11 protein-coding genes are annotated in these 16,087 nt (G+C 41.2%); 8 read left to right on the top strand and 3 right to left on the bottom strand.

The window, feature by feature from the left end; translation table 11 throughout:
• Positions 1 to 42: 42 nt before the first annotated feature.
• The 7 genes from dnaA to FLM54_RS00035 all read left to right on the top strand — a co-directional run bounded on the left by dnaA (position 43) and on the right by FLM54_RS00035 (position 9,736).
• Entirely contained in the window at positions 43 to 1,431 is a 1,389-nt protein-coding gene (gene dnaA / locus FLM54_RS00005; protein WP_024601489.1) for a chromosomal replication initiator protein DnaA, read from the top strand.
• A gap of 13 nt (positions 1,432 to 1,444) precedes the next feature.
• The gene (gene dnaN, locus FLM54_RS00010) at positions 1,445 to 2,548 is read left to right on the top strand and encodes a DNA polymerase III subunit beta (protein ID WP_008112965.1); all 1,104 of its coding nucleotides are present in this window, start codon (positions 1,445 to 1,447) and stop codon (positions 2,546 to 2,548) included.
• A 15-nt stretch (positions 2,549 to 2,563) separates the two neighbouring features.
• Positions 2,564 to 3,658, top strand: coding sequence for a DNA replication/repair protein RecF (recF, locus tag FLM54_RS00015; RefSeq protein WP_055013149.1), 1,095 nt, complete (start codon positions 2,564 to 2,566; stop codon positions 3,656 to 3,658).
• A gap of 12 nt (positions 3,659 to 3,670) precedes the next feature.
• Positions 3,671 to 6,097, top strand: a complete 2,427-nt coding sequence (gene gyrB, locus FLM54_RS00020) for a DNA topoisomerase (ATP-hydrolyzing) subunit B (protein WP_178954438.1) — start codon at positions 3,671 to 3,673, stop codon at positions 6,095 to 6,097.
• A gap of 141 nt (positions 6,098 to 6,238) precedes the next feature.
• Positions 6,239 to 7,141, top strand: coding sequence for a glycine--tRNA ligase subunit alpha (gene glyQ, locus FLM54_RS00025; protein ID WP_010392717.1), 903 nt, complete (start codon positions 6,239 to 6,241; stop codon positions 7,139 to 7,141).
• A 2-nt stretch (positions 7,142 to 7,143) separates the two neighbouring features.
• Positions 7,144 to 9,213: a glycine--tRNA ligase subunit beta gene (glyS, locus tag FLM54_RS00030; protein ID WP_178954440.1), complete on the top strand. Its 2,070-nt coding sequence runs from the start codon at positions 7,144 to 7,146 to the stop codon at positions 9,211 to 9,213.
• Positions 9,214 to 9,286: 73 nt separating this feature from the next.
• Positions 9,287 to 9,736: a hypothetical protein gene (locus FLM54_RS00035; protein WP_138571045.1), complete on the top strand. Its 450-nt coding sequence runs from the start codon at positions 9,287 to 9,289 to the stop codon at positions 9,734 to 9,736.
• Between the two features lie 241 nt (positions 9,737 to 9,977).
• On the opposite strand, the gene tusA is transcribed toward FLM54_RS00035, so the two are convergent.
• From tusA to fadB, 3 genes are all read right to left on the bottom strand, one after another.
• On the bottom strand, positions 9,978 to 10,217 hold the full coding sequence (gene tusA / locus FLM54_RS00040) for a sulfurtransferase TusA (protein WP_008112953.1): 240 nt from the start codon (positions 10,215 to 10,217) through the stop codon (positions 9,978 to 9,980).
• 249 nt (positions 10,218 to 10,466) lie between these two features.
• Positions 10,467 to 11,636, bottom strand: a complete 1,170-nt coding sequence (gene fadA / locus FLM54_RS00045) for an acetyl-CoA C-acyltransferase FadA (protein WP_178954442.1) — start codon at positions 11,634 to 11,636, stop codon at positions 10,467 to 10,469.
• A gap of 4 nt (positions 11,637 to 11,640) precedes the next feature.
• A complete protein-coding gene (gene fadB, locus FLM54_RS00050; protein WP_178954444.1) occupies positions 11,641 to 13,800 on the bottom strand; it encodes a fatty acid oxidation complex subunit alpha FadB in 2,160 nt (719 codons plus the stop codon).
• 303 nt (positions 13,801 to 14,103) lie between these two features.
• Between fadB and FLM54_RS00055 the strand changes: the two genes are divergently transcribed.
• Complete coding sequence (locus FLM54_RS00055) at positions 14,104 to 15,990, top strand: transglycosylase SLT domain-containing protein (RefSeq protein WP_178954446.1); 1,887 nt, start codon at positions 14,104 to 14,106, stop codon at positions 15,988 to 15,990.
• Positions 15,991 to 16,087 lie beyond the last annotated feature (97 nt).

Genomic DNA, 16,087 nt, shown 5'->3' on the forward strand with positions numbered 1-16,087 from the left:
TTGATGTGCGGGAATAAAAATTATATCTCTGGGAGTTTTACTGTGTATCTGTCGGTTTGGCAAAGTTGTTTATATGTATTGCAAGATGAGTTGCCTTCGCAGCAATTCAGTATGTGGGTCAGACCACTTCAAGCAGAAAGTACCGAAGATACCTTGACGATTTATGCGCCTAATCGTTTCGTACTTGATTGGGTGAGAGAGAAGTACTTAAATAGAATAAATGAATTATTGGTAGAAATTTGTGGTGTAGAAGCACCCGAGTTACGTTTTGATGTAGGTAGTAAGCCGCTATTAAATGCACAAGCTGCACCGGTGGTTGAAACACAATCAGCGCCAAGCACGCAATCAACGGCAAAACAACAACCTCGAGAACAAAAACCGGTTGTAGAACCAGCTCCTAAATCTGGTTATAAATCAAACATTAAAGAAAACTACACCTTTGATAGCTTTGTTGAGGGTAAATCTAACCAATTAGCAAAAGCGGCTGCCACTCAGGTAGCAGACAACCCTGGCTCTGCATTTAACCCTGTATTTATTTACGGTGGTACAGGCTTAGGTAAGACGCATTTATTACATGCGGTAGGCAACGGTATTATGGCCAATAAGCCCGATGCTAAAATTGTTTACATGCATTCAGAACGTTTCGTTCAAGACATGGTTAAAGCACTGCAAAATAATGCGATCGAAGAGTTTAAGCGTTATTACCGTAGTGTTGACGCATTAATGATTGATGACATTCAATTTTTTGCTAATAAAGAACGTTCTCAAGAAGAATTCTTTCATACCTTTAATGCATTATTAGAAGGTAACCAACAAATTATTTTAACCTCTGACCGTTACCCTAAAGAGATTGAAGGGGTTGAAGATCGCCTTAAATCTCGTTTTGGTTGGGGATTAACCATCGCGATTGAGCCGCCAGAGCTTGAAACTCGCGTTGCTATTTTGATGAAAAAAGCCCAGCAAAGTAAAATTAACTTACCGCATGAAGTGGCATTTTTTATTGCTAAAAAATTACGCTCAAACGTACGTGAGCTTGAAGGGGCATTAAACCGTGTAATTGCTAACGCAAACTTTACCGGTCGCCCAATTTCTATCGACTTTGTAAAAGAAGCACTGCGTGATTTATTAGCGCTGCAAGACAAACTAGTCACCATAGACAACATTCAACGTACGGTTGCTGAATACTATAGAATACGTGTATCTGATTTACTGTCTAAGCGCCGTAGCCGCTCTATAGCAAGGCCTCGCCAAGTTGCCATGGCATTATCTAAAGAACTCACTAATCACAGTTTACCTGAGATTGGGGATGCTTTTGGTGGGCGTGACCATACAACAGTACTGCACGCGTGTCGCAAAGTTAAATCATTACGTGACGAAAGCCACGAGATTAAAGAAGATTACCAAAACTTAATAAGAACATTGTCATCTTAGGGCTGACTTTATTATGCAAATAACAATATCAAGAGAACAATTTTTAAAACCATTGGTACAAGTATCGGGTGCCATTGAGCGTAAGCATACGTTACCTATTTTATCTAACGTATTGCTCGTGGTAGAAAATGGCCAGCTTTCAATGACAGGGACCGACCTTGAAATTGAATTAGTGGCGAGTGTATTTGTGGGTGACGATGTTGCCGATACTAAACTTACATTGCCGGCTAAAAAATTACTCGATATTTGTAAAAGTTTACCGGATGGCTCTGATCTTACTTTAAGCTTGCAAGACCATCAGCTACTTTTAACCAGTGGTAAAAGTCGTTTTTCATTGACCACTTTAGCTGCTGAAGATTTTCCTAATTTAGAGCAGTGGGATGGTGAGGTTGAGTTTCAACTAACGCGTTTAGAGTTGCGTAAATTACTTGAAAGCACACACTTTTCAATGGCAAACCAAGATGTGCGTTATTACTTAAACGGCATGTCGTTTGAAGTTGATAACAGCGATATAAAAACAGTTGCCACTGATGGGCACCGTTTAGCTATTGCACAAAAACAACTAGGTCAGTCGTTAAATACACAGCGCCAATTAATTATACCGCGCAAAGGCGTGCAAGAAATTATGCGTCTAATGGTTGCTGATCAAGAGCTGGTAACTATTCAGTTTGGTGCCAACCACATTCGTATTATTGATATTGAATTTACCTTTACGAGTAAATTAGTTGATGGTCGATTCCCTGATTACCGTCGTGTTTTGCCGCGCGGTGGCGATAAGGTAATTACCGCGAATCGTGAATGGCTTCGTAATGCGTTTCAGCGTGTGTCGATTTTATCGAACGAAAAGTTTCGTGGTGTACGCTTAAATTTATCAAACGGTTTATTAAAAATTACAGCCAACAACCCAGAGCAAGAGCAAGCTGAAGAAGTGGTTGAAGTAATGTACGAGGGTGATGACCTAGAAATAGGCTTTAATGTCTCTTATGTATTAGATGTATTAAATACATTAAAAACCGAAGATGTATTATTTACCCTTGCCGATTCAAACAGTAGTGCACTTATAGAAGGTGCTGGCGATGAAGAAGCTATGTACGTTGTTATGCCAATGCGTTTATAAGATCATAAATACATAATGAGCTTAAGTCATTTGAGCCTCAAATATTTTCGTAATATTGAGGCACTGACGCTAGAACCAGTTAATGGCGTTAATATAATTTATGGTGAAAACGGCAGCGGAAAAACCAGCCTTTTAGAGGCTATTTATTACCTTTCTCACGGCAAATCTTTCCGAACCTCTAAACATAAAAGCATCATCGCTCATCAACAAGATCAGTTTGTTATTCATGGCCGAAAAGCGTTACACGATTTATCTATTCCAATAGGGATAAGTAAAACCCAAACGGGTGAAACCAATTTAAAAATACAGGGTAAGGCGAGTCGAAAAGTATCTGAACTTGCTCAACTTATGCCTGTGCAAGTTATCACACCAGAAAGCTATTCATTATTTTTTGGTGGCCCTAAAGAGCGCAGAAAGTTTTTAGACTTAGGTTTGTTCCACGTGGAACATGAGTTTTTTTTCTTGTGGCAATCGTTTAATAAAGTGCTAAAACAGCGCAATGCATTGTTGAAATCTAAGCCTAAGAATTATTTTGACCAAATCAAGTTTTGGGATAAAGAATTTGTTAGACTGGCTGAACAAATAAATAAATTAAGAATCGCGTATATAACTAGGTTTAAGCAGCAGTTTTTTGATAAAATGTGTGCAGAATTAACGCTAATACGCGATCTAGAAATTAGCTTTAATGCAGGCTGGAAAGAGGCCGAATCTCTTTCTGATGCGTTAGAGCAAAGCTTTGAGCGAGATGCTCGCCAAGGCTTTACTAGTAAAGGCCCTCATAAGGCTGATTTTAGTTTTAGTGTCGCTGGCAGCAGTGTTGAGAATGTATTCTCACGCGGGCAGTTAAAGCTATTGTTGTATGCGTTAAAAGTAACGCAAAATAGTTTGATTGAGTCAGAGACAGATAAGCAATCTATATTGCTAATAGATGATTTACCTTCAGAGCTAAGCGAAGATACAAAAGAGAAAGTGGGTCAGTTATTGACACATTGCAGTTCTCAAATATTTATTTCTTCAATTTTATCTGAAAGTATTTCTGCTGTGGTGGAACCCATGAAACGAGAACTAAAAATGTTCCACGTGAAACATGGCAACCTAATAACAAGATAAGTGGGATTAACCATGTCTGAGAATTATGATTCGTCGAGTATTAAAGTACTTAAAGGATTAGATGCAGTAAGAAAGCGTCCTGGTATGTATATAGGGGACACCGATGATGGTACGGGCTTACACCACATGGTGTTTGAGGTCGTTGATAACTCTATCGATGAGGCCTTAGCAGGTCACTGTGATGATATATTTGTCACAATTCACTTAGACGGTTCGGTATCTGTAAGAGATAACGGCCGTGGTATTCCTACTTCTATACATGAAGAAGAAGGTGTATCTGCAGCTGAAGTTATTATGACGGTATTACATGCTGGTGGTAAGTTTGATGATAACTCTTATAAAGTATCAGGTGGCTTACACGGTGTTGGTGTATCGGTAGTAAATGCATTATCAGAAAAGTTAAAACTAACTATTCGTCGTGAAGGTAAACTTTACGAGCAGTTTTACACTATGGGTGTTCCAGATGCACCACTTGCAGCTATTGGTGATTCTGAAACAACCGGTACTGAGTTACGTTTTTGGCCAAGTGCAGAAACGTTTACTAACCTAGATTTCCATTACGATATTTTAGCTAAGCGTTTACGCGAGTTATCGTTTTTGAACTCAGGTGTAAGCATCATTTTAAATGATGAGCGCGAAGAAAATAAGAGTGACCATTTTAAATACGAAGGTGGTATTAGAGCGTTCGTTGAATACTTAAACCGTAATAAAACGCCTGTACACAAAGGGGTATTCCACTTTACTCACGAACGTGAAGAAGACGGTATTAGTGTAGAAGTATCAATGCAGTGGAATGATGCGTTCCAAGAAAACATTTACTGTTTTACTAATAACATTCCACAACGTGATGGTGGTACTCACTTAGCTGGTTTTAGATCTGCGCTAACACGTACGCTGAATAACTACATGGAAAAAGAAGGCTTTAACAAAAAAGCTAAAACAACCAGTAACGCAACGGGCGATGATGCTCGTGAAGGCTTAACGGCTGTTGTTAGTGTTAAAGTACCTGATCCTAAATTCTCATCACAGACAAAAGACAAGCTAGTATCTAGTGAAGTTAAGTCTGCGGTTGAGCAAGCAATGGCTGAAAAATTCACTGAGTTTTTATTAGAAAACCCAATGGATGCAAAAATTGTTGTTGGCAAAATTATTGATGCAGCACGCGCGCGTGAAGCAGCCCGTAAAGCACGTGAAATGACCCGCCGTAAAGGTGCTATGGATTTAGCTGGTTTACCGGGTAAACTAGCGGATTGCCAAGAAAAAGATCCAGCCCAATCTGAACTATACATAGTGGAGGGTGACTCAGCTGGCGGTTCAGCCAAGCAGGGTCGTAACCGTAAGAATCAAGCGATTCTTCCGCTTAAAGGTAAAATCTTAAACGTAGAAAAAGCACGTTTTGATAAAATGTTATCTTCGCAAGAAGTGGCAACGCTAATTACTGCATTAGGTTGTGGTATTGGCCGTGACGAGTATGACCCTGAAAAATTACGTTATCATCGCATCATTATCATGACCGATGCCGACGTGGATGGTTCTCACATTCGTACTTTGCTACTAACATTTTTCTACCGTCAAATGCCGGAAATTGTTGAACGTGGTTACATTTATATTGCTCAGCCTCCACTTTATAAAGTGAAAAAAGGTAAGCAAGAGCGTTATATTAAAGATGATCCAGCATTAGTTGATTACCTTACATCTTTAGCGCTAAGCAATGCAGCACTGTACACTAGTGATAGTGCTGAAGCAGTTGATGGTGAAGCATTAGAGTCAATTGTTCACGATTATCAAAACACGGTTAAAGTTATCGAGCGCTTAAAGCGTAAGTATCCGAACACAGTTATGAACCGTTTGATTTACCAAAGTGAGCTGAAAAAAGAACACCTTTCAGACGAAGCTAAGGTAGTTGCTTGGACTAAAGAGCTGGTTGATGACTTAATTGAACGTGATGAAGATGCAACTATTTTCCATGCGGGAACTGAGCACGATACAGAGCGTAACTTGTATTATCCAGTTGTGAATATTCGTCAGCATGGTGTGGATAAAGCACACGTACTTCATTATGACTTTATTACATCAAGAGACTACCAACGTATTGCTGTAACTGGTAAAAACATTGCTAATATCATCACTGAGGGTGCATATATCCAACGTGGTGAGAAAACAAAACCTGTTGATAACTTTGTGGATGCATTGGAATGGTTGATCGCAGAGTCTAAGCGTGGGATCTACATTCAACGCTACAAAGGACTAGGTGAAATGAACCCAAGTCAGCTTTGGGAAACCACCATGGATCCTAGCGCACGCCGTATGTTGCAAGTAACAATTGAAGATGCTGTTGCAGCGGATCAATTATTTGCCACATTAATGGGCGATCAAGTTGAGCCGCGTCGTGAGTTTATTGAAACGAACGCACTGCGTGTGGTTAACTTAGACGTATAAAACATTATCGTAATCACAAAAAAGGAGCCTTAGGCTCCTTTTTTATTTTTTCAAACGCACAAACTGCTTAAAACCTGAGTGTGCACAAGGTATACTGAGGGTAATTTTCACGCTACTTCTCAGATAGTAAAAAGCCAAAATATGCAAAAATATGACGTTAAAACCTTTCAAGGTTTGATCCTGGCTTTACAGGATTATTGGGCACAGCAAGGCTGTGTCATTATTCAACCACTTGACATGGAAGTGGGCGCAGGGACATTTCACCCGCAAACATTTTTAAAATCAATTGGCCCAGAGCCAATGTCGAGCGCATACGTTCAACCGTGTCGTCGTCCTACCGATGGTCGTTACGGTGAAAACCCAAACCGCTTACAACATTACTACCAATTCCAAGTTGTGTTAAAACCATCACCAGACAATATTCAAGAGCTTTACTTAGGTTCTTTAGCTGCTGTAGGTATTGATACCTTAACTGACGAAGTTCGCTTTGTAGAAGATAACTGGGAATCACCTACATTAGGTGCGTGGGGCCTAGGTTGGGAAATTTGGTTAAATGGTATGGAAGTAACGCAGTTTACTTACTTCCAGCAGGTGGGCGGTTTAGAATGCTCACCGGTAACGGGTGAGATTACTTACGGCCTAGAGCGTTTAGCAATGTACATTCAAGGCGTAGATAGCATTTACGACCTAGTATGGGCAGACGGTCCATTTGGGCGCGTAACTTACGGTGATGTGTTCCATCAAAATGAAGTTGAGCAATCAACCTATAACTTTGAACATGCAAACGTAGCCGACTTATTTGAACAGTTTGATAAATGTGAAGCTGAGAGCCAAAAGCTAATTGAAGCAAGCCTACCATTACCAGCCTACGAGCAAGTAATGAAAGCATCGCACGCATTTAACTTATTAGACGCACGTCATGCTATTTCAGTAACTGAGCGTCAACGTTATATTTTACGCGTTCGTGCGTTATCAAAAGCGTGTGCACAAAGTTATTACGATGCACGTGAAGCACTTGGTTTCCCGCTGTGTAAGGATAAGTAAGCATGTCAGCAGAAAATTTATTAGTAGAAATTGGCACCGAAGAGTTGCCACCAAAAGCACTTCGTAAATTAGCCGAAGCCTTTGCTGCAAACTTAACAGCAGAATTAGAAAGTCTAGAACTAGGTCACCAAGGTGTGAACTGGTATGCATCGCCACGTCGTTTAGGTTTACAAGTAAAAGCACTTGAAGCTAAACAACAGGACAAAGAAGTTGAAAAACGTGGCCCTGCAACTAAAGCCGCTTTTGATGCTGAGGGTAACCCAACTAAAGCAGCCATGGGTTGGGCTCGTGGTTGTGGTATTGAAGTAAAAGATGCGCAAACACTAGAAACAGATAAGGGCGCATGGTTATTGCACATAGCTAAAGTAGCAGGGCAAGAAACCAAAACGTTAATGACCGACGCTATAAGCAAAGCGCTAGCTAAACTACCTATCCCTAAACCAATGCGTTGGGGTGCGAATAAAACACAATTTATTCGTCCTGTGCATACGGTAACTATTTTATTCGGTAGTGAACTGGTTGAGGGTGAAATTCTTGGTAAGCAAGTGAGTAATCAATTGCAAGGCCATCGTTTTCATCACCCTGAAAAAATTAGCATTGATCATGCTGATGATGTGTTTGATGTACTTAAATCAGCTTACGTTGTTGCTGACTACGAACAGCGTAAAGCACAGATTCGCGCGCAAATAGAAGATGCAGCCAAAGCAGTTAATGCCGTTGTTGCTATGGATGAAGACTTACTTGAAGAAGTTACTTCATTGGTAGAATGGCCAGTAACGCTAACAGCCACATTTGAAGAAGCATTTTTAGATGTACCTGCTGAAGCGCTTATTTACACCATGAAAGACGATCAGAAATACTTTCCGTTATTAGATCAAGACGGCAAACTTTTAAATAAGTTTTTGTTTGTCTCTAACATCGAAAGTAAAGATCCTAGTGTAGTTATTTCTGGTAACGAAAAAGTAGTGCGCCCGCGTTTAGCTGATGCACAGTTCTTCTTTGAAACAGATAAAAAGAAAACATTAGAAAGCCGTTTAGAGTCTCTTGATAGCGTATTGTTCCAAAAACAACTTGGTACGCTTAAAGACAAGTCACAGCGTATTAGTGAACTAGCTGGTTACATTGCCGAGCAACTTGGTGCCGACAAAGAGCTAGCAGCGCGTGCAGGCTTATTAAGTAAAACAGACTTAATGACCGAAATGGTAATGGAATTTACCGACGTACAAGGTGTAATGGGAATGCATTACGCGCGTCACGATGGTGAAGCAGAAGAAGTTGCAGTGGCACAAAACGAACAATACATGCCACGTTTTGCCGGTGATAACTTACCAACTAATTTGATCAGCTGTGCAGTCGCCATTGCCGATAAGTTTGATACGCTGGTGGGTATTTTTGGTATAGGCCAAGCACCAAAAGGTGATAAAGACCCATTTGCACTTCGTCGTGCTGCTATTGGTGCATTACGTATCATGGTAGAAAAACAGCTACCGCTTGATATTTTAGACCTGGTTGCTAAATCACAAACTCTGTTTGGTGAAAAGCTAACTAACCTAAATGTATCAACAGATGTGTTTGACTTTATGCTAGGGCGTTTCCGTGCTTGGTATCAAGATGAAGGTATTGAAGTAGATGTGATTCAAGCCGTACTGGCGCGTCGTCCAACCAAGCCTGTTGATTTTGATCGCCGAGTTAAAGCCGTAAGTCATTTCCGTACATTAGACGCCGCAGAATCGCTTGCAGCGGCTAATAAGCGTGTAAGTAATATTCTGGCTAAAAATAACATTACAACGCAAGGTGATGTTGATCAGAGCTTATTAAGTGATGATGCTGAAAAAGTGCTTGCTTCGCAAGTTGCAAAATTTGCCACTGATTTAGCACCACTGTACAGCGATGGAAACTACCAAGAGGCATTGAGCCAATTAGCAGGCATTCGTGAGAGTGTTGATAACTTTTTTGACAATGTCATGGTAATGGCTGACGATGAAGCAGTTAAGCAAAACCGTCTTGCGCTTTTAAGCCAGCTTAGCGGGTTATTTTTAGAAATTGCAGATATTTCTGTGTTACAAAAATAACAGCTTATAGCTATTTAAAAAGCCAGCATTATGCTGGCTTTTTAGTATTCACTGTATGCAAAGGATACAAATGATGATCTCTATAAAACGAATTTTAACGTTAGCAATGGCTGGTTTACTTACGGCCTGTACCAGCCAAATTTCGATTAACGACGTGTTGCCGCAGCAAGAATTGGATCGCAGTATTTATTTAAGAGGGGATTTCACATTATGGGATGCAGAACCTCAATATCAATTTAAACAAGTCGGCCCTTCGCTTTACCAAGCCCAAGTTAAATTTTCGACCCCAGGTAAAGTGTACGAGTTTAAAATAGCCGATGCAGATTTTAGTGAAGGTTTTAACTGTGGCTACAGCGATTCACAGCCATCAGGACAAAGCCTAACACTTGGCCAATCAACGCGCGCCGATTGTAATACCATTTATAATTACTTTAGCTACACACCCGCAATCAAAGGGTCGTACATAGTCAGCATTGATTTTAGTGACTACGATAAGCCGCAAGTAACGATAACTAAGAAGTAAGAGCAGTAAGCTATAAGCAGTCAGTCGTTAGCTTAAATATAAAATAAAAAACCGTGCTTGATTTAACAAACACGGTTTTTTAATTTTTAGCTGATAGCTGATAGCTGATAGCTGATAGCTGATAGCTGATAGCTGATAGCTGATAGCTGATAGCTGATAGCTGATAGCTGATAGCTGATAGCTGATAGCTGATAGCTGATAGCTGATAGCTGATAGCTGATAGCTGATAGCTGATAGCTGATTACAACCCTTTCTTCACCACATATCTATACGGTGATTCTTCAACTTCTTTAGCCACTAGCGTGTGATCCATAAAGGTACAAAAGCTGGGGATGTCGCGGGTGGTTGAAGGGTCGTCGGCAATAATAAGCAGTGTTTCACCATCGCTCATTTTACGAATCGCAGCGCGTACCATCATCACCGGCTCTGGGCAACGAAGGCCGATGGCATCTAATTGGTGATCGGGGTTATCAAAGCTCATAAAAATTACCTGTAAAAATAGTCGCGGCTTGGTTAGGTCGGGTAGTTTAGCGTAAATAAAGCTGTTGGTTAACTATTTTACGTATAACAAAACAGCTCAACTTATTAATAGATAATCTGAAATAAGTTTAATGCACCCGATCATATTATTCATTTTAAACCTGCAAAAGCTGGTGGCATAAAAAAGGCGAACTAACTTGCGCTAGTTCGCCTTTTAATCACCAAGATGGTTTTACATGTTAAAAACTAATTAGTCTTGAACACGTTCAAATACAGTGGCAATGCCTTGGCCTAAACCAATACACATAGTTGCCAAACCGTATTTTGCGTTTTTGTCTTCCATTAAGTGAATAAGCGAGGTGCTAATACGTGAACCCGAACAACCCAGAGGGTGACCAAGTGCGATAGCGCCGCCGTTTAAATTCACTTTTTCGTCAACCACGTCTGCTAAACCTAGATCTTTAAGTACAGGCAGTGATTGTGCTGCGAATGCTTCGTTAAGCTCAGCTACGTCAATGTCATCAATGGTAATACCGGCTTGTGCTAATGCTTTTTTACTTGCAGGTACTGGACCGTAACCCATGATTGATGGATCGCAACCGGCAACAGCCATAGCACGAATACGTGCACGAATTGGTAAGCCCAATTCTTTTGCTTTTTCTTCGCTCATTACTAACATGGCTGATGCGCCGTCAGAAAGTGCAGAAGATGTGCCCGCAGTAACAGAGCCCGTAGCAGGGTTAAATACTGGACGCAGCTGCGATAAACCTTCAACTGTTGTCTCTGGACGAATTACTTCATCATCTTCAACAAGAATAAGTGAACCGTCAGCATCGTGACCTTCCATTGCTAAAATTTCGCGGCGGAAACGGCCTTCAACTGTTGCAGCATGTGCACGTTGATGCGAGCGGTAAGCAAACTCATCTTGTTGCTCACGGCTAATACCGTGAAGCGTTGCAAGGTACTCAGCGGTTAAACCCATAGAGCCAGATGCTTGTGCAATTGATGTAGCTAGGCCAGGGTGAAAGTCGTTACCGTGAGTCATAGGTACGTGACCCATGTGCTCAACACCACCAATTAGGTATGTGTCGCCAGCGCCAGTCATAATTGCGCGAACAGCGTCATGCAATGCTTGCATTGATGAGCCACATAAACGGTTAACTGTGGTTGCTGGCACTGAATGTGGAATGCCTGCAAGTAGAGATGCGTTACGTGCAACGTTAAAGCCTTGCTCTAATGTTTGCTGTACACAGCCCCAATAAATATCGTCAATTGACGCAGGGTCAACTGCCGGATTACGTTCTAATAAGCCTTTCATTAAATGAGCGCTTAAGTCTTCCGCACGTTTGTTTTTAAATACGCCGCCTTTTGAGCGACCCATTGGTGTGCGGATACAATCTACAATTACTGGATTATTCATGATATTAACCTTCCACCTTATAGAAAACACGGCCTTCTTCAGCCCACTTGCGAGTTTGCTCTGATACTTGGTAAATCGCACCTAGGTGAGCGTATTTGTCAGCAGTTGCTACAAAGTTAGCTAAACCTGTTTGATCTAAGTAACGGAACGCGCCGCCTCTAAATGGAGGGAAACCAACACCGTATACAAGTGCCATATCAGCTTCTTGAGGAGAAGCAACAATGCCTTCTTGTAAACAAAGTAGCACTTCGTTGATCATTGGGATCATACAACGGTCAATGATTTCTTGTTTATCAAATTCTTTTGGTGCGTCTGTAATTGGTGCAAGTAGTTCAATCGCTGTTTGGTCATGTGACTTTTTAAGACGACCGCGACGATCTGTTTCGTACTTATAGAAACCTGCTTTGTTCTTTTGACCAAAACGTTTTTCGTTAGCAAAAACAGTCACTGGGTCTTTATCTGCACGTGCCATACGCTCAGGGAAACCGTCTGCCATTACGCCAGTACAATGATAAGCCGTATCAATACCTACAACATCAAGTAGGTAAGCCGGGCCCATTGGCCAGCCAAACACGTTTTCCATTACTTTATCTACTTTTGCAAAGTTAGCGCCTTCAACCACTAGTTTGCTAAAGCCAGCAAAGTAAGGGAATAAAACACGGTTTACAAAAAAGCCTGGGCAATCGTTAACAACAATCGGTGATTTACCTAGTTTGAGGGCATAATCAACCACGGCATTAATCGTTTTATCTGAGGTTTTTGCACCACGGATAATTTCTACTAATGGCATTTTTGGTACTGGGTTGAAAAAGTGCATACCACAGAAGTTTTCTGGCTTATCAAGCGCTTCTGCAAGTAGGTCGATACAAATAGTCGATGTATTTGACGTAAGTACCGTGCCTTCTGGCATATTCTTTTCAAGATCAGCAAGTACGGCTTGCTTCACTTTAGGGTTTTCTACTACGGCTTCAACAATAATGTTGGCGTTTTGTAGGTCTGCATCGTTAAGCGTTGGCTTGATTTTGCTAAGCGTTGCTAGCATTTTTTCCATCGGCATGTGGCCGCGCTTCACTTTTGCACCTAATAGTTTAGATGCTTCACCCATACCTAAATCTAGCGCATCCTGTTGGATGTCTTTCATTATGATTGGTGTGCCTTTATAAGCAGACTGGTATGCAATACCGCCACCCATAATACCTGCGCCTAATACTGCCGCTTGTTTAATTTCTACATCGCTGTGTTTAGCAAACTTACGTGCTTTACCTTTAATGTATTGGTCTGCTAAAAAGATACCCGTTTGAGCAGCAGCTTCACTAGTACGTGCTAGTTTTGCAAAGTTGGCATTTTCAATCGCCATTGCTTCGGCGCGTGAGCTGTTTGCTGCTGCTTTAATAGTGCGAACTGCCATAACTGGAGCAGGATAGTGGCCTTTGGTTTTACCCATTACCATACCTTCTGCCATTGCAAAGCTCATGCCTTGCTCAACACGGTTTAATTTAAGCGGTTGTAATTTTACAGCGCGTTTTGCTTGCCAATCTAGCTTGCCAGCAATCGCTAATTCTAGTGTTGCTAAACTTGACTCTTGTAGTTTGTTGGCACTAACTACCGCGTCAAATGCACCTACTTTAAGGGCGTCAGCAGCGCGATTTTCGTTACCTGTGGTGATCCACATCATCGCGTTATCGGCACCAATAATGCGCGGAAGGCGCACTGTACCGCCAAAACCAGGCATTATGCCTAATTTAACTTCTGGTAAGCCCATTTTTGCTGAGTCACTTGCAACACGATAATCGGTAGCAAGTGCCCACTCACAGCCGCCGCCAAGCGCCAAGCCGTTTACAACACTGAGTGTTGGGAATGGTAAGTCTTCAATTGCATCAAAAACGTCAGTTGCATCTTTGATCCACGTTACTAATTCTGCTTCAGGCTTAGTAAAAGTAGGTAAAAATTCGAAGATATCGGCACCAATAATAAAGTGGTCTTTATCACTGGTAAAAATCATGCCTTTAATATCAGTGTTAGCGGCTAATTCTTTTAATGCTGCCGCGCAATCTGAAAGAGTTTGTTGAGATAATGTGTTTACAGAACCTGTAGCACAAAACTTAAACTCGGCGATGTTTTCCTTCACGAAGCTAACTTCAAAGGAATCGCTTTTATATAACATTATTATTCTCCCTAGTTGATGAACTAAGACTGGTACGATGAGTTCATATTCAGACCAGTGTGCTTGCTTTAAATTAAAAATGCAACGAAAAATTTATCTTGGTTACAAACGTCTGGTTAAAATATAGCTGGTTTGGTGCTAAGGTGGGTTTGAAAGTTTTCTTTATTCATTTTATTGCGCTGTCTTAGTGTTCATAGCTTGGGTTTTATTAGAATAAATAGTACAGCTGTGTATGTGCTGTTGTTTACTTACTCTTCGCCACACTTCGTCAGCCTTGAAGGTTACTATGCCCTAAAGGACATTATGAAAAAATACTTATTAAGCGTAGCGGCAGCGACTCTATTTTTCTCTTTCCCCTCTGCCAACGCAAATACCGAACTTGATGCATTTTTAGATGCAGAAAAACAAGCCCGCTATGGCGATTACAATAGCTTTAAAGAAGCGGTAGACTCATTGTCTTACCCACTTAAGCCCTATGTAGAAAAAGCCTATTGGCAGCGCTACCCCAGTTTAAAACACCAAACAGAAATAGAAAACTTCCTCACTATTTATGAACACACTCCATTAGAGTGGCCAGTGCGCAAAGCATGGTTAAATTATTTAAAGCGCAGAAATAAAAAAGCAGCATTTATTAAAAACTACCGTGAAACCTCTGACACTGAGCTTAGTTGTACCCACCTTAGTTATCAGCTTGATCTTGGTGCGCCTAAAAAAGCAATACTCTCGCAGGTAACCGATATTTGGACGGTTGGCGAGTCACAGCCCAGTGAATGTGACGGGCTTTTTAAGCGTTGGCGACAAAATGGTTATTTAACCCCTGATGTTGTGTGGCAGCGTGTTACTTTAGCGGCACAAGGGGGCTCTTATCGTTTATTGCCTTATTTAAAAACCTTATTGCCAGCCAAGGAGCGTTATTTAGCTGATTTATATTCCAAGGTAAGGCGCGATCCTAGTGCTGCTGCAGGCCTTTACCGCTATAAACGTAAAACAGCCAAAGAAGGGGAAATAGCGCTTTATGGTATTAAGCGTTTAATTTGGCGTGATAAAGAGCTGGCATTAAAGGCGTGGCAAAAAATTGAAGGCATGTTTGATTTTGCTGATGATGAAAAGGCGGATGTATATTATACCTTTGCGCTGTCGTTGGCGTCGAGCGGCCATAGCCAGGCGAGCTTTTATTTAAATAAAGTCCCTAAAGCGCGTCAAGATCGTAAATTAATGCAATGGCAACTAGCCAATATGCTTAAAACTCAAGATTGGGAAGGCATTGCTGCATTTTTTACCGGTAAAGAAAATCTTAGTTTAGGGCAACAGTATTGGCTTGCTTATAGTTATGACAAACGCGCAGAGCATGAAAAAGCTAAGGCAATTTGGAGCAAGGTAGCCGCTAACCGTGATTATTACGGTTTTTTAGCCGCTGCTCGCTTAGGGTTACCGGTTGATTTAAATGAGCTACCAGTCAATGTAAATCAAGCCTTAGTGACAAAAGTCAGTAATGCACCAGGCTTTAAGCGTGCTAAGGCACTATATGAACTTGAGCGATTTACAGCGGCCAGACGTGAATGGAATTATTTAACCAACACTTCTGAAGATGATGAAAAGCTAGCAGCGTCAGTGCTTGCGGCAGAACTTGATTGGTTTGATAGTACAATATTTACCCTAGCAAAAATAAAAGCATGGGATTATGTTGATTTGCGTTTTCCATTTGCGTTTCAAGACATGTTTGAGCGCTACAGTAAGCGTAGCAAAATAGATTTAACTTGGAGTATCGCTATTGCGCGTCGAGAAAGCTCATTTGCACCCGATGCCCGTTCTCATGCAAATGCACGCGGGTTAATGCAGTTATTACCAAGCACCGCAAAATATATTAACAAAGGCGATGTATCTAACCATCGGTTGTATCAGCCAAAAACCAATATTCGACTTGGCACCCGTTATTTACAGTATTTAAAAATGAAAAATCACGGTAATGAGGTATTGGCAACAGCATCCTATAACGCCGGGTATCATCGAATTAAGCGTTGGTTACCAGAAGAAGCGATGCCTGCAGAGTTATGGGTTGAGCTTATTCCATATAGAGAAACTCGAGACTACGTAAAAAACGTATTTGCGTATCGGCAGGTTTACCATACTCGCCTTGGCCGAGAGGGGAATTTACTCGCGCCACTATTAGAGATGACCATGGGCGGGTAGTAAAAATAAATCTACAACAGCAGAGGGATATTTACACGGTAACTATCCCTCTTTTTTGAGCGCTTTGTTTATAAGTGATAGACTCAGAGCAAGTTAA

This window comes from Pseudoalteromonas sp. Scap25 (genome assembly GCF_013394125.1).
Classification (GTDB): domain Bacteria; phylum Pseudomonadota; class Gammaproteobacteria; order Enterobacterales; family Alteromonadaceae; genus Pseudoalteromonas.

Coding starts and splice junctions, on each gene's coding strand:
- recF (WP_055013149.1), top strand. CDS start 2,564: ATGAGCTTAAGTCATTTGAGCCTCAAATATTTTCGTAATATTGAGGCA.
- tusA (WP_008112953.1), bottom strand. CDS start 10,217: ATGAGCTTTGATAACCCCGATCACCAATTAGATGCCATCGGCCTTCGT.
- gyrB (WP_178954438.1), top strand. CDS start 3,671: ATGTCTGAGAATTATGATTCGTCGAGTATTAAAGTACTTAAAGGATTA.
- dnaN (WP_008112965.1), top strand. CDS start 1,445: ATGCAAATAACAATATCAAGAGAACAATTTTTAAAACCATTGGTACAA.
- glyS (WP_178954440.1), top strand. CDS start 7,144: ATGTCAGCAGAAAATTTATTAGTAGAAATTGGCACCGAAGAGTTGCCA.
- fadA (WP_178954442.1), bottom strand. CDS start 11,636: ATGAATAATCCAGTAATTGTAGATTGTATCCGCACACCAATGGGTCGC.
- glyQ (WP_010392717.1), top strand. CDS start 6,239: ATGCAAAAATATGACGTTAAAACCTTTCAAGGTTTGATCCTGGCTTTA.
- FLM54_RS00055 (WP_178954446.1), top strand. CDS start 14,104: ATGAAAAAATACTTATTAAGCGTAGCGGCAGCGACTCTATTTTTCTCT.
- FLM54_RS00035 (WP_138571045.1), top strand. CDS start 9,287: ATGATCTCTATAAAACGAATTTTAACGTTAGCAATGGCTGGTTTACTT.
- fadB (WP_178954444.1), bottom strand. CDS start 13,800: ATGTTATATAAAAGCGATTCCTTTGAAGTTAGCTTCGTGAAGGAAAAC.